The 22,734-nt window shown below is 45.1% G+C and carries 13 protein-coding genes and 1 pseudogene; 11 read left to right on the top strand and 3 right to left on the bottom strand.

Features of this window, described 5'->3' with window-relative positions; all coding sequences use genetic code 11:
• Positions 1-607: 607 nt before the first annotated feature.
• The 3 genes from NDI48_29600 (at position 608) to NDI48_29590 (ending at position 4,146) form a co-directional block, all read left to right on the top strand.
• Complete coding sequence (locus tag NDI48_29600) at positions 608-1,738, top strand: ATP-grasp domain-containing protein (protein ID MEP0835320.1); 1,131 nt, start codon at positions 608-610, stop codon at positions 1,736-1,738.
• A 6-nt stretch (positions 1,739-1,744) separates the two neighbouring features.
• On the top strand, positions 1,745-2,875 hold the full coding sequence (locus NDI48_29595; GenBank protein ID MEP0835319.1) for an aminotransferase class I/II-fold pyridoxal phosphate-dependent enzyme: 1,131 nt from the start codon (positions 1,745-1,747) through the stop codon (positions 2,873-2,875).
• Positions 2,876-3,096: 221 nt separating this feature from the next.
• The gene (locus tag NDI48_29590) at positions 3,097-4,146 is read left to right on the top strand and encodes a fatty acid desaturase family protein (GenBank protein MEP0835318.1); all 1,050 of its coding nucleotides are present in this window, start codon (positions 3,097-3,099) and stop codon (positions 4,144-4,146) included.
• A gap of 45 nt (positions 4,147-4,191) precedes the next feature.
• Here the strand turns inward: NDI48_29590 and NDI48_29585 are convergent, their stop codons facing one another.
• Positions 4,192-4,509 (bottom strand): hypothetical protein, encoded by a 318-nt coding sequence (locus NDI48_29585; GenBank protein ID MEP0835317.1) that lies wholly within the window; start codon positions 4,507-4,509, stop codon positions 4,192-4,194.
• A 779-nt stretch (positions 4,510-5,288) separates the two neighbouring features.
• On the opposite strand from NDI48_29585, the gene NDI48_29580 reads away from it, so the two are divergent.
• Both NDI48_29580 and NDI48_29575 read left to right on the top strand, forming a co-directional pair.
• The gene (locus NDI48_29580) at positions 5,289-6,281 is read left to right on the top strand and encodes a hypothetical protein (protein MEP0835316.1); all 993 of its coding nucleotides are present in this window, start codon (positions 5,289-5,291) and stop codon (positions 6,279-6,281) included.
• A 431-nt stretch (positions 6,282-6,712) separates the two neighbouring features.
• Positions 6,713-7,827 (top strand): annotated as a pseudogene (locus tag NDI48_29575) (IS630 family transposase).
• A 182-nt stretch (positions 7,828-8,009) separates the two neighbouring features.
• Here the strand turns inward: NDI48_29575 and NDI48_29570 are convergent.
• Positions 8,010-8,204 (bottom strand): hypothetical protein, encoded by a 195-nt coding sequence (locus NDI48_29570; protein MEP0835315.1) that lies wholly within the window; start codon positions 8,202-8,204, stop codon positions 8,010-8,012.
• A gap of 139 nt (positions 8,205-8,343) precedes the next feature.
• Between NDI48_29570 and NDI48_29565 the strand changes: the two genes are divergently transcribed.
• From NDI48_29565 to NDI48_29540, 6 genes are all read left to right on the top strand, one after another.
• Positions 8,344-8,961, top strand: a complete 618-nt coding sequence (locus NDI48_29565; protein MEP0835314.1) for a hypothetical protein — start codon at positions 8,344-8,346, stop codon at positions 8,959-8,961.
• 263 nt (positions 8,962-9,224) lie between these two features.
• Positions 9,225-13,328, top strand: coding sequence for a hypothetical protein (locus tag NDI48_29560; protein ID MEP0835313.1), 4,104 nt, complete (start codon positions 9,225-9,227; stop codon positions 13,326-13,328).
• A gap of 82 nt (positions 13,329-13,410) precedes the next feature.
• The gene (locus NDI48_29555; GenBank protein MEP0835312.1) at positions 13,411-14,220 is read left to right on the top strand and encodes a hypothetical protein; all 810 of its coding nucleotides are present in this window, start codon (positions 13,411-13,413) and stop codon (positions 14,218-14,220) included.
• Between the two features lie 150 nt (positions 14,221-14,370).
• The gene (locus NDI48_29550) at positions 14,371-15,210 is read left to right on the top strand and encodes a phage tail protein (GenBank protein MEP0835311.1); all 840 of its coding nucleotides are present in this window, start codon (positions 14,371-14,373) and stop codon (positions 15,208-15,210) included.
• Positions 15,211-15,283: 73 nt separating this feature from the next.
• Positions 15,284-18,268, top strand: a complete 2,985-nt coding sequence (locus tag NDI48_29545; protein MEP0835310.1) for a hypothetical protein — start codon at positions 15,284-15,286, stop codon at positions 18,266-18,268.
• Between the two features lie 16 nt (positions 18,269-18,284).
• Entirely contained in the window at positions 18,285-20,327 is a 2,043-nt protein-coding gene (locus tag NDI48_29540) for a hypothetical protein (protein ID MEP0835309.1), read from the top strand.
• A 172-nt stretch (positions 20,328-20,499) separates the two neighbouring features.
• Here NDI48_29540 and NDI48_29535 read toward each other — a convergent pair whose 3' ends face one another.
• Entirely contained in the window at positions 20,500-22,413 is a 1,914-nt protein-coding gene (locus tag NDI48_29535) for a BamA/TamA family outer membrane protein (GenBank protein MEP0835308.1), read from the bottom strand.
• Positions 22,414-22,734 lie beyond the last annotated feature (321 nt).

The following is a 22,734-nucleotide window of genomic DNA, read 5'->3' as shown; positions in this document are numbered from 1 at the left end:
CTTAACAATCCGACTTTCCCGACTGACGCGGGAGGAGTTGGGGAACCATAATGGAGACTCTTGATACAGTTTTGAAGCTTGGAAAGGAAGTGGTTAACAACACCCTGAACTATAAAGCAAGACTCATAGAGGTGTAGACATAATTTATGTCAAAAGAAAAAGTCAAGTAACTCTCTCACTCTCCCAAAGCAGGAGGGCTTTTTTGTGCTGTTTTCACAGAAAAGCTTAACTACTATGATGTCAAGGTTAAAAATTATTCGTATCAGCAACTTATCTATAGACTTAATTAGGAATTTAACTTCTTAAATTTAATGCAAAGTCTGGTTTTTTACCTAGACAATAAGTTTTTTAGCGATTAACCTACAGAATAGGTAGGCATCAGAGATTAACCCAACATAAGGGACTTCGGCTGAATTACTACCACATTGTTCAAAGGCATTTTAGGAATCAAAATTAGCCTGAATTACTACAGCGTTTTTAATGTCTCAATCTAGGCAAATTGAGGCATCTTTATTACGAAATTATCTGGGTGCATTGTTGGTAGTATTTGAGCTAAAAAAATTGGTTCAACAATGAGAATTATATGCCACCTCTTTGCAGCAGATTAATGAAGCCAATATCAATTTATAAGGAATTGCCTGTGCGTAACAGTAAGCTATTTGTCTGGGTATTTATGCCTCACCGCGTCACAGAGCAAGGGTTAATCAGCCAACTAGGCGACGAAACTCCGTTATATCGTCAAGAACTAGCAGATGTCTTTGCAGAACTTGGCTTGAAGTGGAAGTGGCAGCCAATCACCTTGGAAAATATGCACGCCGTTGTTGAGGAAGTGGCTGCTTCCGCCAATGAGTACATTCCTGTGGTGCTGAACTATTGCATTGGGGATGAGGATACCAACTACCCTGGCACTTGCGTTTACAAACTGCTAGAAGCTAAAGGTATCGCTTCTACAGGAGCAGATTTTGACTCTATGGAACTGAGCACCTCCAAAATTAGGATGAAGCGTGCCTTTGTTGAAGCGGGTGTACCGACGGCTCCCTATGAAGTTATTGTTGACCCTAGCTGCGTTCAGGGGATTTGCGATCGCCTTGGCACTCCCCTGATTGTCAAACCCGCGATGTCTTTTGAAAGCCGAGGACTTTCTTTACAATCAGTTGTCCACAGCGACGAACAGCTCAGCGAACAGGTTCAGCGATTGCTCTGTGGACAGCACGGAATGCAATTTCCGCCGGACAGCATTTTTGTGGAACGATTTATCAATGGTTCTGAGTTTACAGTCTTCCTAATCGGTTCTGTCCATCAGCCAGAAAGCATCAAAATCTACCCACCTGTGGAACGGGTGTTTCACTCCAGCTTGCCTGAAACCGAACGGTTTTTGTCTTACGAGCGCTACCACGGAAAGTGCGAAGGAGAAACTCCCCTGTCACCGGAAGCAACACTCTTCCATTGTCAACGGGTCAATCCAACCTTGCATGACAGGCTTTGCGACTTAGCCAAACGCGCCTACTGTGCAGTTGGTGGTAACGGATTTGGGCGAGTCGATGTGCGGATGGACAAAGCATCCCAACAACTCTTCGTCCTTGAGGTGAATCCTAACTGCGACATTACTGGCGATCGAAGAAGTTCGGTTGGCAAGATTTTGCACCTTTCTGGTACATCGTTTGCACAACTGATGTCAGAAATCATCGCGGCGGCATTGGCTCGGACTAAAACATCTTGTCTATCTTTGAAGGGGTAAATTGGAATGAAAATAGTACCATCTTTATTGGAAACCTGGTTGCTTCAGTATCAAAATGCTCCCTATAATCTTGGGGAAAGTGGTGTCACAAATCTATCCGTTGGGGAGCTAATCAGTCTGACGGGGTGTTCTGTAGAAGAGTTATACCAGCTTAGTTTGGAAAATAACGACACCTATGGTTCTTTAGGCTTAAGAAAAGCGATCGCCTCTTTTTATGAGGGTGTAACTCCTGACTCAATTTTGGTCACATCTGGAACAACCGAAGCCATCTTGATTTATTTTCATGTTCGCTATCAGCCAGGAGCTAATGTAGTGGTTCCCGTGCCAGCATTCCACATCTTGCATGAAGTCCCCAGTTTTCTTGGCTATGAGGTTCGCTATTTACAACTGCGGCCAGAAAACAACTTTAGACTAAATCTAGAGGACTTATCAAAATTAGTCGATGACAAAACAGAGGTTATTGTACTCAATAGCCCTCACAATCCTACCGGAGTAGTATACTCTGACGAGGAAATCAAAGCCGTATTAGAGCTAGCCCAAAAACACAACGCCCAAATCCTTTCTGACGAGCATTATCGCTTCCTTCCACACACTAACAATATTGATATCTTACCCTCTTTGTATGGTAGAGCGCCCAACGTAGTTGCGCTGGGTTCTCCCGGCAAGTGCTTCGGCTGTATTGGTTTACGAATCGGATGGTTGATTGGCTCAAAAGAGGTAATAGACGCTTGCCATAATTTTAAAGATTACACCACTCATACAGTTTGCCCTATCAATGATTTTCTTGCCAAATCTGTCCTGCTCAACTGGAAGCAAATTATTCCTAAATATAAAGGATGGATTTCACAGAACTTGGTTCAGTTCAATAATTTTGTTGAGCAACATAGTGATGTGATCGGTTGGGTTAAGCCAGATGCCGGAACGGTGGCATTTCCTTTTTTTAAGGAGAAATCCATTAAAAGTGACCTATTTGCTCAAAAATTAGTAGAAGAAACTGGAGTGTTAGTTCTTCCAGGGGAAGCTTTTGATATGCCAGGTTTCTTTAGGATTAGTTTCGGAGTTAATCCAGAGCTATTTACTACAGCTTTGAATGCTTTTTCACGAATTTTAAGAGACTATTCACCAAGTCAATCTTAAGTGCTCAACCGTAGTTGTAATATTTTTAGTTGCAGCAGTTCAGAGTTTTCCAGCTTTGCCCTGTCTAAGATAACCGAGCTAAAAAACAATCCAAAACTATCGCTTTTTATTTTCGATTGAATCACCTTAATTAAGTCTTCCGCTTATTTCTATCTATATCTCTTAATGCCCATCCTAGTGGGCATCAAGTTTCTTTATCCATTTCTTGAGAACCTTTGCCAATGGTAGTTTCACTTCCTCCCACCGAGTCATCAAAAATAGCATTTATTTATGGTAGCAATGTTATGAAAGAAAAGTATGAGCGGTATAAATTTTCTCAGGAGATTACCAGCCAGATAAGAGACCTAACAAAGCTAGATAATTGGCATGGTCTACTAGCCTTGTTTGAAAACTATTTCATCATCCTTACCAGTATCCTGATTACAAGCCATGTCACATGGTTTTTCTACCCACTAGCGCTTCTACTAATTGGGTCTCGCCAGCGAGCTTTAGCTACCCTAGTACATGAGAGCGCTCATGGAGTATTAGTTAAAAACAAATCGTTGAACTGGGTACTGGGTACATTCTGCTCCGGATACCTGATTTTCCAGCAGATGATTGTATACAAGAAATCCCACTGCTCCTTGCATCACAGATACTTGGGCAACCCTGAACTAGACCCCGATTTTAGGCTTTATCGAGAAGCAGGACTGTACGAGCCACTTAGCCCTAGAGACTTTCTCCTGAAGCATATTATCCAGCCCCTGCTGCTGTTAAAAGTACCGCGTTACTTGGTCTATGTAGTTAAGCATAGACTCTTCTCCAAAGAAGGCAACCGTCACGAAAGTCTCATCATGTTCGCCTATCTACTCATCCTTATTGGTGCATCTATCTGGTTAGGATTTTGGGACAAGCTAATCTTATTTTGGTTAGTTCCCTACATCACCGTGTTTCAAGTTTTAGGATGGTTCATTGAACTGGGCGAACATTACCCACTCGTGGGAAACAGCACAGTCGATCTGTACATGACAAGGAATCGCTTTAGCCCCTGGTATGAGGCATTCTTTACCAGTATGCACGGCGAAAACTTCCACCTAGTCCATCATTTACTGCCCTCTATACCGTTCTGGAACCTACCGAAGGCACACCAAATTCTTCTTACTGATGCTAACTACCTTCGGCACAACAGCCAAACGGGAGGAATATTTTGTCCCGCAAATGGTGCTCCCAGTATCGTGTCAAGCTTTATTGAGTACGTTCGGGAATCGGCTAACTACAACACAACAGTCTAATATAACGGCTGTCCTTCGTCCCCGATACACTTAGCCTGACCCTAATCAGGCGATCACACAGGTAACGGGTAATTGCTCCATCCAGTAGTGCGCGATCTGCCGAACGGCGGCAGCGCAACGCTCGCGCCCCAAAGGGCACGGCAAAGCGATCGCTTGAAACGTCACCCTCGAATACAGCCAGCAACTCGCCAAGTCTAAATCGACTCCTTCATAAAATTTTCCGCACTGGGCATGATTTCTGCTGGCAATGGGATGCAATTGGGAGAGTGCGAAAGAGAAATCGTACTTGATGCTGGTTTGATAGGGGAAATTATATAGTTTGGTAAAAACGCTTCTAACTCGAAAAAATTCAGAAATTGCCAACAAGAAGCGTCTTAAGTATAGACCGTTTGAACCCTGAACCTAAACTCACATATTGGAGGTCTGCAATGAGCTAATATCTAGAGAACCATGAAAAAAGTTATCGCAGGTCGGGTAGAACTGGGTGGTGGAACACAAATTTAGGCAATTGCTTCACCCCTAAACGAGGCTGAATAATTAGCCTACAACCTTTCAGCAATTCAAGCGTTATTCAACTCCCTCGCGTTGGATGGACAGCTCATTCGCGTTAAGTGCTGTCCCCAAAAGTGCGTGGTTCACTCTCCTCATGGCTGGTGGGTGGAATTACGAGAGCGCTGGCTTTTTGAGGTAAGAGAGGGGGACTATTTTATTACAAACAGCTTCCCATTGTAGGACAGGCTAGACGCAAATACTGCGTTTTTTTGATCGGCCTATGTCCATACCTACGCCGACCACAATCTCTGGAACTCCCGTTTTTATAACTCTTTCGGCGCAATCTCCCGAATTTTGCGCTCGCGATGAAAGGTACACAAGTTTGTCAAAAATATTCTTCCTCAAAACATTCAGAAAGTGATGGTGAGAATCGTCTATATAGTAGAAGCCCAAAATGGGTAATACGAAGATATTGAGACATACACAATAGAGGAATATCCAATGTCCAACTTAGTTGAAAAAGGTGACAACATCTAGTTTGACCCATCCAGTCAGGAATCAGTCACTATAAAATGGCAGCAAAATCTGGCCGATCGCTCTGAAGCATACTCGGTTATTCCTTACACGGTGATTGGCAAATCTGCTGAATTTTGTTCATTCAGAAAAGCTATGCAGACGAGGAAAAAGTAGTAACAACAGAAAAAAAGAGAGGGTATGACGGTATGGAAACAAACGAACAATCTAACAAAAAAGAATTGAAGGATGGAGAGAAGAAAAAAATAAATACTAAATGGAGCGCATTGCTCCAGACATTAGTAAGAGACGACGATGGATGGAGTTCACTGATCATAAACGTGGCCGACAAGGATAGAGATGAACCTCAACGTGTATACACACATAGTAGCGACAAACCAAAAGGCATGGTTGACCTATCATGGCACCACATCATCCCAATCCAAGACCTGAAATTAGTATGGAACACCGCAGTATATCACGACTGGTCATTAGCGATGAATTCGACAGATAAAAAACCGAATAAAAAGGTAAAGCAATACGATCCGAACAGAGTGCTTGTTGACCTCGCGCAAATGTTCATGGCGGACGAAGATAGTGCGAACCTTATGGCGTCACAAGCCTCTGTAGAGAACGCGAGAAACAAAGAAGAAATAATAGAATACATAACGGACATCACGCAGTGGAAAGAGAAACTGCAAAGGAAGTCGAAGAGTCTTGACAATGATGTGCTAAGGAAGCTTGTACACTGGCCGGCATGGAACCTAGTAGAAGGACCCAACGAGCAAAAGGAGAGATCAGACGGGCCGGGAGAAGCGATTGACGACTTTAGCTACGCGCTAAGAGAAAAAGAAGAAAGAGAATTATGCGCGAACATAATCTTATTGTATGAGCAGTGTATTAACCCCTTATGGGAACAAGCGAAGAATTGGGAAGGCAACAATGATGACAGAATATCTATGGAAGGTAAAGAAAAAATACTTAAAACTGCGACAGGGAGCGTGAAAAGTAAAATAACTTGGAAATACAAGAAACCAATACCAGTGGAAAGAGTGTGTTGGTATTACGATGAGCTGACGCTCCATAAATGGAGGAAAGCGACAGCAACAACCGCCCCAACCAAGGAATAATGTAACGAAAATAAATCCCGAAAGCGTACCAACAACCAGAATATGATCAACTCGCCGCAACCCACACCACGATAAACAACTCTCAACACCCCGCTCCTAACCCATCTCAACCATCGGTCATCGCATTCCCCAATGCGACTCGCCGTCGTACCCTGCTCGTAAAGCCGGAAAACCCGCTCAACAAACCGTTCCACCGTCACTCGCGCCACCGCCAACCCCGGAGGCGCAAACTGATATCCCTAGGACTTACGCAAAGCCTCTATTTGTAGTAGCGTGGCAAAGCTAAAATAGTGCATTAAGAAAATCTCCCAAAATCTTGCTTTATCTTGCTTGCAACCGTTTTCTATTGCATCAAATTAGCTGTGTCACGCCAGTAGTGGACTGTTTCAGCTAAAATAGTGCATTAAATCAGCGGAACTGAGGAGATCAAAATGGGAAGAGGTCGCCGAGATAAAGTTCATCTGACGCAAGAACACAGAGAAAACCTTGAACGAATCAGTCGCAATGGCTATGCACCTGCTAAAAAAATCCTACCCGCTCGAATTCTACTGATGTGTGATGAAGGGGAACACGTTAGAAGAAAATGGACAGATGAAGAAATAGCCGAAGCTTTACAGGTGCATAGAAACACAGTAGGACGAATTCGCCAAAGGTATCTTCAAAAAGGGGAAAAACCTGCCCTTAATCGACAACAGAGAAAAACGCCACCTTCTCCCTCCATAGTAGATGGAGCCACCGAGGCACAAATTATTGCCCTGTGTTGTTCTGACCCACCAGAAGGAAGAGCAGAGTGGACGATTAGACTGCTAACCTCAGAACTCAAAAAGCGGCAAATTGTCACCGAAATTTCCGGCTCCACCGTGTGGCGCACTCTAAAAAAAACCAATTACGTCCTTGGAAAACCGAACGATTCTGTATTCCTGAACGGGATTTAGCAAGATTTGTCTCTCAAATGGAAGTCATTCTCGACCTTTACAGTACTGTCCATTGTGAAGATGAACCTTTAATTAATATGGATGAAGCCTCTGTCCAATTGCAAGGACACCTCTACGAAGCGATCTCCATGCAACCTGGGCAAGACAAAAAAGAAGACTATCACTATACCCGTGAAGGAGTACAAGCTTTATTCATGTTTTTTGACCCTAATCGCGGATGGCGACGGGTCAGTAACCGAGACAGTCGCACTCGTTTAGATTGGGCAGAAGAAGTGCGTCAATTATTGGATTTAGACTATCCCAAAGCTCGAAAAGTCAAGCTAGTTTGTGATAATCTGAACACCCATAACATCGCCTCACTTTATGAAGCATTTCCGGCTCCTGAAGCTCATCGTTTAGCCAGAAGACTTGAAATTTATCATACACCTCGCAATGGCAGTTGGTTAAATGTCGCTGAAATTGAACTTAGTATTTTATCGAAGCAATGTTTAGATAGAAGGATTCCCACCAAAGAAGAGCTGAACAAGCAGCTAGAAGCATGGCAAAAAGAGCGTAATCAGACTGCCTCTAAGGTGATATGGAAGTTTTCAACGAACGATGCCAGAGTCAAAAAGAAGAAGAGGGAGGAGCCACAAAGAAACGGAGGTAAGATAGCCCACCACACGCCCAGTTGCGCCACCAAGCAGGGGTTTTTCTCTGTCCACCAGCGCCGCAACTGCCAGACATCATTTTGTGGTGATAGTTGTGACGGCGATCGCACAGCCAGTCATACGCTGCCTCAATAACCTCATCGCTAGTGACTCGTGCGATTAACCTGATTCGATTCCCAGATAATCAGACGAAAAAGATGAATTAACGTTCTCCCAGTAGAAACTGTCCCGTTTTTAGGTATATCGCCTTCTGGTGCGATCGCGGCTGGTGGGGTTTGAAGAAGAGGCGGTGCGATCGCCTGCTTTGCTGCTTCTCGTGATGGGTTCGTGGAGTGCATCAGAGTTAGGGAAAAAACTTGTCACTCGAAAAATTCAGAAATTGCTCTTGGGAATCGTCTTAAAGGTGTAGAGCATTGAGAAAACTGTAAAGTTTTTAGAGACTCTCAAACATCCAATATTTAATTTCAATAGGAAATTATGGCAGACACAAAAAGCCAGGGAAAAGACTCAGCAAAAGAAAAAGAAGTGTATGTTGGCGTTCAAATTGAGATCAATCAGCAAACGGTTGATCTCATGCCAAGAACTCCCATCGACAAGACCAAGGATTATGGTCTTGAACTTGAACTTGCCAAGCCTTTGGAAATCGGTGCGCTCGGAGCAGCTATACAAGCCATTGCGACTCAGGATTTCAAAATGAGCAAAGAGTCCGTGGCATTCTTAGATCCTAAAGCAGAAGCACCTACAGGAATCGGGCCATTGGACAATCTAATTAAAAAAGTCCTCAACGCTGAACTGACAGTTAGAGCCCTGTACTACAAGCAGTATCCAGAGTCAGACACGGCAAAATACTTTGAAGAGCATCCCAAGGAAAAAGACAAAGCTGGGAAAAGCGATTACTTGTTTGCTGCCAGTGCCCGTTGCCCAACGTCTCCAGAGCAACAAGGTGACTTTTTCAAATTCAATGGATTGTTTGTTGTGATTGCCAAAGGAATTAAAGAGGAGAGAGTGACGCAAGTGCTAGAAGAGTCCATTAAGGGAGTCCAAGCTGCTCTTCCAGCAGGCAAAGAGATTGCCGCTTTATCGGCTGGCAAATAAGGTTAAACGCCTGCTCTGATGGATTGGCAAGCTCTCCAAAATCTCACAATTTCGTATTGTGCGTTGCGCTCAATCTGCCAATTTTGAATCTGTTGTAGGTTGAGGCTCTGCTCAACCTACAGCCTCAAGGACATTATCTGGATGAATCGCTACATCTGTTAGCTGAAAAAGCCTAACGTCAATGTAATGACTAACGTTTATCCCTAGGAATTGCAGCCCCTATCCTATTCCAGGGAAGCCGCCTGCCCCATGAGTTTGTTACCATGCGCGATCGCTACTTAATGGTTCCCATTGAAGTCAATGCCCTCTGTCTATCCAAGAGTGAGTTACTCGCTGGGGCAATGGCAGACTTTAGTCGGTTGCCATATTTTGATGGACAACGAGATGTCAACACTCACGTCACCAACATCAGTGAATCGATTGTTACGGCTCCTTTTCAAAGCTGCAACTTTCTAGCCCCTGCGGGCACTCATTTACATTGGCGATTACCGAAAGCACTGTGTCAAGGCAAGCAAGAAGAGGGAAAAAGCCCACAATTTCCAGCCGTTCCCAATCGTTGGTTAATTACCCGTCGGGGAGGGACACTCAATCCTAAAGCCTGGGTTGTTGAAAGTGATTATCTGTGGCCTGAGAAAAGTACCGCTAAAAATGTTTGTATTCCCTTTCCCGCCAAGCCTGATGAAGGGAAATATCAACCCTTTCGCTTTTTAGGTCGCCAAGTCCCCCTCAAGGATTGGCCCCTAAAGGATGCACTCGCAGAATATTGGGGGAACCAGTTAACTGCAATTGGCTATGGCGACCCCGCTTTTGCTGCATTTTATCCCAACGCCTATAGCGTTTTTGGCGGCTACGATGCTGAAGTTCAGGAAGCAACCGAGAAGCTTAACTATGATGTTTGGGGATGGTACAGCGATCCAGATCAAGATTATCTAAAGCAGTTTTTGCAGAATATTTCAAAATTAGGGAAATCATTCAAAGCGGCTTTAGAAGATGAACACAAATGGATTGTCAATGGGGATGAACTACCCACTCAGATGCTCTGCTATGGTCGCCTGACCTTCCGGAAAGCGTTATCCAACAAAGCACAATCTGAGGGTGATACACCGGTCACAATTGCGCTGGCCAATACCGGGACAGAAGCTTTATCTGCGTATCTAGCCGATCGAGTCACCACAAATCAAGCAACCCCACTGGCATCCAAACAGGCACTAGAGAACTATTTAGAAGCGCTACAACTGTCCGCCGCCCTGGAGGGGCATCATTTAGACTTAGACACTCGGCTCAAGGAAGCCCGCCACGAAAAAGGATTCGCAGGATTAGCAGCAGGTATCCTCTGGCGTATCGAGAAAGTAGATCCTAAACAGGATTGGAACATTCCATCCGAAAGCGAAGAATCTGGCAACCCTTCATCGACTGCCAGGAATGCCTCCGAACCCTTGATTCCTGATGAGCTTGCCAGCGCACTTTTGCACCTTAATGAGTCGCAAGAGGAATATAATCGAGCGCTTCGCGAAATAGAGTCTCGGCAAGACCAACTCTTTGCGGATTGGTATAAGTACATCGTTTGTGGCTATCCGCCGATTGGCAGGCTAACTGAGTATCCCAGACCAGATCAAGTCAAGCATTTTATCCAGACCCAAGGCATTGCTGCCTTAGATCGCCTGAAATCTGAAACAGGAATCTTAACTTTAGAAACTGACGATAAAGGAAAAGTAATCAGGGCTGCTGCTTCACCAGAGACTTCTGCAAACAATCCGAATTCGTTAGCGCAGAGAATTGCTGACCATATCAATTTTCTCGTCCAGCAATTAGATAACTTATTCCCAACTGAACCTGATACCAGAACTGCATCACAGATCGCCTATCAACTGCAACCTCTTCCTGCACCTCGTTATTGGCAGCCCACTGAACCAGTCGTTATGGTGGTTGGAGAAGCGGCAAGGTTTACTGCCCCCCCTATTTCTGCGGATCAGCCCCTGACTTGTAACCTCTGGAACCCAGAACCATCTGGCTTTGCCCAGCAGATCGCATCTTTTTGGCGCGGTCAGCTTCAAATCAATCCTGAAGATGCCGATGAATTCCTAAACGCATTAGATCGGCAAATCGCTCAATTGATTGGAACTGACTCAGTAAACCACCCAGGGCATACCATCTGGCAAGAACAGCCCTGGAATCCCTTCATGTTGGAGTGGGAAGTTGCGTTCTACCCCGTCAAAGGTCAAGGTAGTAACCTTTCATCCAATCGCAACTATCCAACCAATTTTCTGACCCGTCACTATCAGCTCGACTCCAACGCAATTGATCTAAAACAGCAGGATCTAGAAGACAACTTCAGCGACAGCACGATTGTTCAGGATATCTACAGCGGTCGGAGTTTCCTCAGCAGCCATGCGACCGTGCACCACGAAGAGCGAATTACTGATTACTTCAGCAAACAGCCTGTTTTTGAGCACTACTGCCAACAGGAACAACTGTCCCAAGCAAATTTCTTTCCAACGCAGGTAGACAATTTTATTAAATGGTTGCAAACTCAATTGCTTGCTCCAGAGAGTGAGTATTCTGAGCAGCAGAGGGCGCAATATGCGATTTACATATCGCTGTTGCTTGCTTATCAAGAACTGCGGCAGACGGTCTGTCTCTCCCAGTGTTTGAGTGGATTGAACCAAGCATTGTTAGGCCGTCGGCAAACCCTACAACTCGACATCGCCGATCCCATTGGTTTTCCGGAGTACCAAAGCTTTGCTGACTTGGTTAGCAGCACTGTTGCCAGCCGTATCATCAGTGCACCGCAACCGTTGAATTTTTTCAACCCGATTCGAGCCGGAAGCCTCAAGGTTTTGCGGCTGCGCCTGGTTGATACCTTCGGGCAGACCCAAACCCTACAATGGCAACACACTCTCACCCCAGACCATCTCAAACCCACTCTTATCCGTACAAAGGACTACAACGCAACTAACCAGTCTATTGAGACTACAGAAACCATTGCCCTGCCACCACGCCTAGTGCAGGGAACCCGACTTAATTTCCGTTGGCTTTCTGGCAATCCTAACTATGAAGGAGAAGCCTCGTCTCATCCATGCTTAAACCCCATCTGCGGGTGGATTCTGCCCGATTTTATTGACAACACCCTGGAAATTTACGATGCAGCAGGTCACTCATTAGGGGAAATAGAAATCCGTCAAGCTGGAGAGGAGCGTTGGCGGAGTGCGCCCCAAACTGCCCACACCCTTGACAGCATTGAGAACCCCTATTTAAAGCGAGTATTGCAGACGCTGTGCGGAGGGGACGATACCGATTCCACCGCAACAGATAGGTTTTTAGAGGAATTTATACAAGCAGTGCGGACGGCATGGGAAAACATTGAACCGGAGGATGTAGATCGTGACCCTGCGATCGCGCTGATCATGGGGCAACCCATTGCAGTGGTACGGGCGACGCTCAATCTACAATTACAGGGGCGACCTGCTATCAACCAGGATTGGTCGGTTTTTCGACAAGATTTAGAACGAACAGAGCGGGAAACCAATCAATTTGAGCAGGTACAATTTCCCATTCGCCTGGGAGATTATCGCAAACTCAGTGATGGGCTGGTGGGCTACTGGCTAGAGGACGACGCTGGCAACCTGAGTCAGCAGGTTTATATTGCCCAAGCACAGGGTGTAAACCATGAGCGAATTGTCACCACGCCGCATCTGTTTTACCAAACAGTACAGGCTGCTCCCCAGGTCGTGACAGCACTGATTGATCCTAGGACGAAAGTCCATGCGGTAACGGGAATTGTGCCCACAAAAGACATTTCCATTCCCAAAGAACATTATGTGGATGCCCTGAAGACAATTTCAATTTCATTTTTAACGGCTCCTATTCTGACGCCCCGCAGAATGCATTTACCCCTCCCTGATGAACAGGGTTACACTTGGTCCTGGTTCGAGCAGCATGAAGATAAAAATTGGTCAGAAATTTCAATGATTGGAGAAATTACACGAGAAGTGTTTGTCCAACATCTCCAACTCCAAATTCAGTCACGCAGCCAAACCTTGGGAAATGCAAACCAGAGTAGCCAACTCCAGAACCAAGGCAAGGAACAGAACTTGAGCGGAGAAACAATTTGGGAACACCTGCTTAAGCGTGAGGTGGGTTGGCTGACAGTAGAGAACGATAAAGTGCTAGTAACGCCCTATGACAAGCGATCGCAACGCGAGCTAGAAGAACCTTATCAAAGATGGCAAAAACATATTGAAATGGCGCTGGATGTCTGTGCAGTAAAAATTCGTCCAGTACAGATGGAAGCTGTTTTTGCCAAGCAGGAGTTACGAGAAGGCTGGCTCAAGTTGAAAAAGCTCGAACACCAAACCAATAGTTCGTGAACTCCTTTCTAGTTGCATATCTCATAATTTAGCACTTTGCTGAATAGCCACTATTAACTATTGAAAAATCAGGAATCCTACCATGCCTGACCAAACCCATGAAGATTTTTTACAACAAAACCTGCTCTCATTTGGACTCTACAATTACTATGAACGGAATGATTACAATATTCTTTACATCAACGATAATCCTGATGACCTGCGATTCAATTTAGAGATTAAAAATCTCTCTCCCAAGGCAATCAATCTTGGGAAGTCTACTCAATCCGATATAGAAGCTCCTAGCTCTAACAATTATCATATAGAACTGAAATTCAGACCTAATCAACTCTCACAGAGATCCCGCGAAAAGATTGATTTGAGTGAAGTCAGTAAAGACGGCTGGAGCATGAGTCGGCCTTATGAAAATCGCGATCGCACGGTTTCGCTTTTTCTCCTCAAACGAAAGGAGGATCTGGTTATAGAACAACAAGGAACTCAATTTATTACATTGGTTGGTATTGGCGCAAATTCTATTGAGGGAGCAAGGGTTACTCAATTAGAGATCAATTATAAAGATTTCTACTTGGCACAGGAGAAATCTGATGAAAATGCTAACGCACAACGAAACGCTATCGATGCTCAAAGGCAGATAATTATTCTCACCGTTCTCAATCACTCTGGGGAAAGAGCAGCCAGTTTAACTGTTACGTTTGCTTATGCACCTACCCTTCTCAATACTGGTTCAGAGTCTCAATCCCTCCTACTTCAGATTGTAAATGTAGGTCAAGATGTAATTACTTTAAACGAAAAATCGAAGTTTGAAATCACAATTGATGTAGAAGGAAATAAAGAAGAAGCTTGGGCGCTTGCCAAAAAAGATGAGACAGAAGAGTGTGAAATATTTGTATGAAAAAATATAGAACCTTCCAGAAAAGCATCTAAAGAAGGTTACTGGGTCATAGAAAAGTCAGATTCAACTGTAGAAGATCCAACCTGGATAATTAAACCAAATTTCGCCTGGAAACGAGAAGATGAGCAAGCTCGTCTGAAGCAATTCACATTGAAACAGAACGAGGATTTATTCATTACAATAAACAAACTTAAAACCTCACTTCGTTCAGGCATTGGTAATTTGCATGTAGCCTACTACAACTTACCAGGATATATGGATAAAAAAATAATACTGGGTGTGACTAAAACCTGTATTACCGAACAAAAGGAGAGCGGAGTTGGTAGCGGACGGATTGGCATTAACAAACTACCCGATCCGGAAACTCAACTAGATGTAAAGGGGAAAATAGCGGCAGATTCCCTAGAAGTGAAGGGAGAAGTAGCGTTAGATTCCTTGGAGGTGAAGGGGGAGGTAGTGGCAAATTCACTCACGGTCAACAATACCGTGAGTGCGAGAAAGTTTGAAGGTGAAGGTGCCTTTGTAACAGGCATGATCATGATGTGGAGCGGAGCAGCAGATGCTCTCCCTTATGGTTGGGCACTTTGTGATGGAACCAAAGGAACCCCTGATCTAAGGGGAAGATTTATTCTATCTGCTGGAGATGGATACCATCTGAATGAAAGCGGTGGTAGCAAACAGCATAATTACAAAGTTGAAGTTCTTGAACATCAATTAACTGAGCAAGAAATACCTTCTCATAAACATAGCTACCGAATAGCGAATCAATTCGATGGACGACCTGATGGTGGAGAAGATCATGGAAAAGGTGGCTACTACTGGGCAGATGCTAGGGACTATGGGAGTCGATGGTGGGATAGATCAGAACGACACTGGGATACCTCATCTGTAGGTGGTAACTATGGGCATAAGCATGAAGCAACTATACAGCCTCAAGAAAGCGATCAGATGCCACCTTATTACGTTTTATGCTTCATCATGAAAGTTTAGATGAGGATGTATCGGTAACTGGTTCTGAGGATTTAACAACAACTGAGGCAGCTAAAAACAGGAAGGAATAGCTATGAGCAATTCACCCTCACTGACTCTTGGTATTCAAGCAGAACTCACCCTGGGTGATCAGCCAACTTCTCTTCTCCTCGTTGTTGAAACTGACCCTGGTTCCCAACAGAAAAAAGTCTACCTTATCCTTCAGCAGCGACGATTTGAATTTGCCACCCTTTCTACGCCTACAAACTCATTTGCGGGGTTTACCGCTGCCTACCGCAACGAAACTGGTGATTCTATCGATATCTCAGAACTCATCAGTTATCTCATTCCTAGCATCGCCGATCAACTGCCCACCGGGTTAGCATTCTCTCTTCAGCAAGTTTTCCTAGCTTATCAAAAGGCTCCCGATTCAGCTAAAAACAAACCCCAAGCATCCCCTACCTTTTTAGTGGGTGCTACATTGGGACTCGATATCAACCTGGCTGATTTGCCCCTCATCGGCGACAAACTCCCTACTGACTTCACCCCCCGCATCAACGGCGTCCAAATTCTCTATGCCTATCAGGACATCTCCGCCGAGTTGGTCAACACCCTGAACCTACCGCAGGGTCTTTCATTACCGCCCGTCCTTTCCAGTAAAGAAGAGCAAACAGAAAAGCCTCCTGCCTTGCAGTCAGGACTATATCTGAGTGCCTGCCTCACTTTGGAAAACAACCCACAATGGGTCACTTTACCCCTCTCCCGCAGCAAAAAAAACAGGTCTAGTGCTGCCTCTTCTCAAAGGGGTCAGATTACCAATACTGCAAAGGCTGACCTTACCCCACAGGAGTCTGAGACATCAATCTCAAAAACTGAACAAAACCCTAAAAACGAAAAATTCAAGGCATTAGCCCAGGCTCCTCCTAACGTAGATGACACTATTACCTGGATTGACGTTAACAAAAAGCTGGGTCCTCTCACCTTGCAACAGGTGGGGATGCAATTCCAGAACTCAGAACTATGGTTTTTTCTTAATGCCTCCCTCTCCTTTGGTGGCATCACCCTTTCCTGCAATGGCTTAGGCGTTGGCTCCTCTCTCACCGAGTTCAAACCCAAATTCCGGCTGAACGGACTGGGCATTCACTACTCCGGCGGAGGCTGTCTAGAAATTGGCGGTGCCTTGCTCCGCAAAACTCTGACCCTGAAAGACGAACAAGGCGCAATTCAACTAGATGAAAACGGGAACCCTGTCATTTATGAGGAATACAGCGGTGCCGTCATTATTGGCACCAGTTTTAAAGGTAAAAAGATTACCCTCTCAGCGATTGGCTCCTACGCGGAAGTCAAAGGCGAGGCATCGCTGTTTATCTTTGCTCTGCTAGATTATCCTCTTGGGGGTCCCCCAGCCTTCTTTGTAACGGGTTTAGCCGCAGGCTTTGGCTACAACCGTCGATTAAATCCGCCTGAAACTGTTGAAGCTGTTGAAGACTTTCCTTTTGTCAAGCTTGCAATAGGAGGCGAGGACACAGGTAAAGACCTGCTACAAATACTTGATAGTTTAGGGCCTTACATTCAGCCTGCCTCAGGGGAGATGTTTTTTGCCATTGGCGTTAAGTTTACCTCCTTCAAGATTGTAGATGCCTTTGTTCTACTCATCGTTAAACTAGGTAAACGTACAGAATTTCATATTTTAGGGCTAGCCTCCCTCGTTGCTCCGCCTGGTGCAGTCGATTTAGATATTGAACCCGTTGCAGAAGCTAAACTTGCCCTCAAAGCTGTTTATATTCCCGATGAAGGAGTTTTACGGGTTGAAGCGAACCTGCAAAAAGGGTCTTACATCCTGTCTAAGAAGTGCTATCTCAGTGGAGGCTTTGCCTTTTACAGTTGGTTCTCTGGTGAGCATGAAGGAGACTTTGTTCTCACCTTAGGGGGGTATCATCCTAAATTCAAAGTTCCCAGCCACTATCCCCAGGTGCCACGACTCAAGCTGGAGTGGCAATTGAATGAAAACCTTTCTATTAAGGGAGAAGGGTACTTTGCCCTCACTGCTTCCACATTAATGGCAGGGGTCTGCATGGAGGCTAGCTTTGAACAAGGAAATGTCAAAGCCACTTACAAAATTGAGGCTCACTTCCTGATTGCCTGGAAGCCGTTCTATTACGAAGCCACTGTTGCTCTGGAAATCAGGGCCTCTGTCAAGATTTGCTGGAGAACCGTCTCGCTAGATATCCGGGCAAGTTTACAAATCTGGGGACCGCCTTTCTCAGGCAGAGCGTTTTTGGAAGTGGGTCCCGTATCCGTCGAGATGAGGTTTGGCAGTTCTCTCCCTCCCAGACCGAAAGCTCTCACCTGGCAAGAATTTAAAGCGTCCCTGCTACCTGCTGATACCGAAATTTGCAACATTGCTGTCGCCGATGGTCTAATCGGGAAAGTTAAGCGTGACAACGTAGAAGAGTGGATTATCAACCCTAAGGAATTCGCGATTTCTACCGACTCTGCGATTCCATCTACTGCCAGTAATATGGCCGATTCTGATGAGTATAGAGCATGGGAGCCAAAAATTTCAATCCGACCGATGGACTTGAGATCGAGCTTGAGCAGTACCCATAAGATTGAAATCAAACATCAGAATAAGCTGGTTAATCCCGAATTTTCTTGGCAGCCTATTTTTAAGAGAGTGCCAACAGCACTGTGGGGTGAAGGCTTTATTCCTAGAGATCCCAATGCACCACGGTTTATGGAGAATGTATTATGTGGGTTCAATATTATTCCTAAACCACCAACGGAAGTCCAGAAAAGCCAAAATATTGCATACAAAAAACTGTTGTTAGGCGATCGCGATGCTGGTAAGGGTTACCAATGGGAAGTAATTAATTTGCCCAGTTTAAGGTCTGGAAGTGCATCAGATACGAAAAATCTAAAACAGGAAATAAATACAGAGACTATTCGGAACGAGCGCAATATGCTCTTGCAAAACCTTGGATTCTTACCGGATAAAGATGTCACGATTGATGGATCTTTTCTGGAGGAATTGCTGGGTGAGCCTCAGTTGATAAATTCATCTAACAATCCCAAATAATTGGAATTTGCTGGTTATGACAGAGACGACCATGACACCCCAAGCAGTGCAATTTATTGAGAATGACCGCCCCTCATTGCAGGCAGGGACGTATACCGTTACTGTCACCCAAACCCTGAGCAACGCTGAGATTAAGACGGATACAACGTTTTCGAGTACCCGCACTTTTCATGTAGAGGGAGATCAGTTTTCCCTTAACCCACAAACGGTTTACTCAGTTTTTCCCGCTGCTAGCAGTAAAGGAAGCTACACCCATGTACTCCCCAGTGTAATCCTGAAGCGCAGCACTCTGCCCTGGGAACGCCGCGCTATACAACCTCCCTGGGAAAAAAAGGCTTCAGCAGATGCTTCTGCAAAGTCCCAAAATTCAGAAGCACCCTGGTTAGCCTTGCTGCTGTTTCATGAAGGCGAAGTGGCTCAACCTGAAGTAGTTACCGTGGGTGAACTCTCACCTCCTCCTCAAGCATCCCCTACCCAAACTAAAGAAGATCCTGTTTCTCTGCTGCAAATTCCTACAGAACTTCTGAAAAAGCTGCTTCCCTCTGCCGCAGATTTGAAACTACTCTCGCATGTGCGAAAAGGTACCCATGAGGATGGTAGCGAAATTGAACTGTCTGTCGTCATTGGAAATCGATTACCCAGACCTGGCCTCAATACCGTTCACTTGGTTTCTCTAGAGCACTTCTTTTGCTTAAAGGTAGAGTCAAATTCTCCTAAAAAGCAGGGGAACTCGCTAGATAACTCTACAATTAATGGACAGCAACAGAAAGCATACAACAAGGATAATGACGCTTTTACGGCTGTTGTTTCTCTGCACAGTTGGGACTTTGTTTGCGACACAACGAATTCCCAAGACCATTTCAGAAACCTGTTAACTAGCTTAGATGTAGGAACTTTAAAGCTGGCTGGCAAAGATGAAACCGTCAATCCTTCTGACAAAAAGGGAACCGTCAATCATTATCTCAAAAAGGGCTATGTACCTCTCAAGCATCACCTGCGTAACTTTCAAACCACTGTTTCCTGGTATCATAGCCCTCTTTTACCGGGTAAAAATCAACAACCGTTTTTATTTAATTTTCCCGTAAGAGCTGCTGATCAGCTTCTAGTTTATGATTGCGAAATTGGGCTGTTCGACAGTTCCTACGCTGCTGCATGGCAGCTTGGCAGACTACTGGCGCTACAAGATAAATCTCTGTCTATAAATCTATTTAATTGGAAACGCCAATATCTTCAACAGCAGCTCATGAATAGGGATACCCTGCACAATTGGGATGGGAATAAACCTTCTGGTCAGCCTAGAGAAATTGACAAGAATTCCATTCAGCTTTTGTTTCAATCTCAGCAAACAAATACTATAGATGATGATGTGCCTAAAAGTATTTGTGATTGGTTTAAAAATTTGATTTTATTGGATAGCATCCCTTTTAATTATTTAGTGCCTGACCCAGGCTTACTTCCCTTAGAGTCCCTACGATTTTTTCAAGTAGATACTACCTGGCTAGCGTGTGTAATTGATGGTGCTTTTGGAATTGGAGATGTTCTAACTCAGGAAGCGTATTATCAGCAATGTAAACAAAAGGTTCTATCTTCTATCCAGAATTCAGAAACCGTTACGGGTTTTTTGTTGCGCTCGCAAGTGATTGAACATTATCCTAGCCTGGAAATCAAAGGCATGGACTATCAGAAAAAAGTACTTAAGTGTCTGAGGTTGGAGCGGCTATCCAACAATGTGATGATCTGTCTTTTCTCAGGAGTTCTGGCTTCCATCACGATCAACCAAAAACCTGAAGCGCTGCATTTTGGGTTTAAAGCAAATGCTCAGCACAAATTTGTTGCCTTGCGAGAACCTACAACCAGTAATTTTTTACCAAACGCTACATATGAACTGAAAGACAGCCATTGGTCAGATGCTGGTTTGGGTGTATTGAAGATGGGTGAGTTATCTAAAGGTATGCAAGAAGCTGTCAATAGTAAAAATCCTCCTTTCACTGCGCTAGAGTTGGCGGTAGAACTACTTGAAGGAAGTTGCATTGTTCAGTTTGGTGTTGAGAAAACATAAAACTCTTCAGAGCTTAACAACTCGCTTCAGGTCGGGATTGGGAATATCATTAACTGATGTTACAGAAAACTTACCGCTCGGAGCAGGTCGCCAGCGCTCAGAATCGCCCTTTGACTCTCATCTGAGGTTGAGGACTCTTAATTAACCCAGGAGGAACCCTGCTCAATGGTACTTAATGGTTGTATTGCACGGAGAAATACAGACCATTTTCTTGCCCTGTTCCATCTTGTGAATCTACCGACACTAAAGGAATTCCCCAGTCCAAGCGAGCGGTAAAATCACCCTGTTGCCACTGCAAACCCAGACCAACAGATGCCAGAGAGTTGGGACTGGGATTCGCTCCTCCAGAACTATTCCAGACCATACCCCAATCAACAAAGGGAACAACCTGTATCACCCCTTTTTCCCTGAAAACACGCAGGACAGGGAGCTGCACCTCTGCCGAAGCTTTAATCCCATTATCGGTGAGAAGGAAATCTTGTGAGTAACCCCGCACACTGCCCTTTCCTCCCAGCGCGAACTGCTCCAAAGGCACCAACGCCCCGTCTGCCAGTTGAGCATTGGCACGCAATAGCAACACTGTATCCTTAGCTAAAAAGCGCGACCACTGCGCCTGACCCTGCCAGGAAAAAAAGTGGTTACTGAGAACAACTTGATTCACCTCAGCGTTCGGTTCATTAGTAGTGGAACCAAAGGTATTGAGTCCAAAGCTAAATTGAGAACGAAGCTCAATCACCTCTTGTGCGTTCTCCCTTTTCCATTCCATCAAAAACCGCAGTGCCAAAGTGCGCGTCAGCCCATTATCATCAGACCATGAAGAGAAAGGGAAAGGAACCTTTGACAAGGTAGTCGAACTTTCTCCTAAAAAAGCGGTTAGACCGAGAGCCAATTCCTCATGAGTTGGCTGCTGCTCCTTAAAGCGATCGCTTTCCCCCAAAAAGCTTCTCCTTACTGGTTGGCGCAGCGTCAATTCGTAAGAGCGCGACGCTAATTCATAGCCTGAACTATTCCCAGCCTCCTGTATGTTTTCAGAGGGAGACTCGCTCGCATAAGTCTCACTTTGAGAGTAGGCAAAACTAAGAGTCCCATCGCGAGCATTGAGGGGCAAGGTGTAGCTGATATCCCAGTCATTTGTTACCTCGGTATGGGTATAGCCCACACTCAAACCATCTCCCATCCCCAGCAAGTTCGCTTCACTAAACACAACTTTTTGTTGGAAGGTTGGCAAACGAGAAAAAAGACTAGTATCGAAGCTGAGTGAAGTACTGAAAGATTGTGCCGCACCGGACTTCTTTTCCTCCTGAAAAGCCGGGGATAATTTCTCATCAATCCTGTCTAACTCCCCTGAAATCAATCGGATTTGGACGACCCCTTTTCCTTGCTGTTGGGTTAATTTCGGGATACAAACAATGGCATGAGAAGTGATGAAGCCACGAGCAACATAATATTTGGTGATAAGAGTTGCAACCGAAAGTAACTGTGCAGGAGAGAGAGGTTTGTTGAGATAGTCACGAGTGAAGTTCTTCAATTCTTCATCCGTCTTGGCTAGATGATTGATAACGAACTCGAACCGGGAAACAGTGATAGTGTCTGGACTATTTTCAAGCTCTCCTGCTGAATTTGTCTCAAAGCACAGAGAGTCTTGTGGTGTACTCTCCACTGATGAGGAATGCAAGGAAGTTGTTTTAGAAACAGAGGAATATAAGGAAGTAAGTTGTCTTTCATCCTGTGGTAGCCCAGGTGCTGGAGACTCATCACTTCGATGGAGAAACTCATATGACTCTCCGCGTCTGGGCGTCTCCCCATCGAAGCGTCCTCTTCGGTTAGCCGTCGCAGTGTCGAGGCTTCCTCCTTGATTAGGGAACGCTTCTGGGGGAGTAGGGGTTGGCAGTGGAGACGGTTGTGATGTCAGTGGGAGGCGAGTGAGCGGTTTCTGAAGAGTTGGAGGGTCAGGTTGAGGAGCAGGTAATGAGTCGAGGGGGCTTGCCTGTGCCGAATCAGCCGCGATACCGCTAGTCAATACAATCGGACTCAACTGGAACACACACCAGACACGGTTGCGCCAACGGAAATTTCTAGGGTGCATGTCGGACAGACATATTGAACCGAAGGGTAAAGATGACTATTAGAGTCACGCATCAAAAACAAGTACACAGAGACAAAAGCTCTTGGATGTCTCTTTATTGATTGGCTGACAAAACTCCGAAAACGCAAGGTTCTATTGGCGCTTGAAGTACCTTGGGACTGTGAAAAAGCCGCAGCCCCATCTATTAACTATTCGCAACGTTATCTGTTGAATCCGGATAGTTCGGACAATGGAGCTTACATCCCCAATTATGGGGAACGCGGGCGGCGGTCGCCTTTAGCCTTGCGTTGGTAAAGTCCCCGACCTGCCAGTTCATCTTGG

It is taken from the genome of Microcoleus sp. AS-A8 (assembly GCA_039962225.1).
Classification (GTDB): Bacteria; Cyanobacteriota; Cyanobacteriia; order Cyanobacteriales; family Coleofasciculaceae; genus Allocoleopsis.
Note: the sequence above shows the minus strand (reverse complement) of the source record. Positions and strands in the feature narration are given on the sequence as shown.

Coding starts and splice junctions, on each gene's coding strand:
- NDI48_29545 (MEP0835310.1), top strand. CDS start 15,284: ATGAGCAATTCACCCTCACTGACTCTTGGTATTCAAGCAGAACTCACC.
- NDI48_29600 (MEP0835320.1), top strand. CDS start 608: ATGAAGCCAATATCAATTTATAAGGAATTGCCTGTGCGTAACAGTAAG.
- NDI48_29535 (MEP0835308.1), bottom strand. CDS start 22,413: ATGCACCCTAGAAATTTCCGTTGGCGCAACCGTGTCTGGTGTGTGTTC.
- NDI48_29565 (MEP0835314.1), top strand. CDS start 8,344: ATGGCAGACACAAAAAGCCAGGGAAAAGACTCAGCAAAAGAAAAAGAA.
- NDI48_29595 (MEP0835319.1), top strand. CDS start 1,745: ATGAAAATAGTACCATCTTTATTGGAAACCTGGTTGCTTCAGTATCAA.
- NDI48_29590 (MEP0835318.1), top strand. CDS start 3,097: ATGGTAGTTTCACTTCCTCCCACCGAGTCATCAAAAATAGCATTTATT.
- NDI48_29555 (MEP0835312.1), top strand. CDS start 13,411: ATGCCTGACCAAACCCATGAAGATTTTTTACAACAAAACCTGCTCTCA.
- NDI48_29570 (MEP0835315.1), bottom strand. CDS start 8,204: ATGCACTCCACGAACCCATCACGAGAAGCAGCAAAGCAGGCGATCGCA.
- NDI48_29540 (MEP0835309.1), top strand. CDS start 18,285: ATGACAGAGACGACCATGACACCCCAAGCAGTGCAATTTATTGAGAAT.
- NDI48_29560 (MEP0835313.1), top strand. CDS start 9,225: ATGCGCGATCGCTACTTAATGGTTCCCATTGAAGTCAATGCCCTCTGT.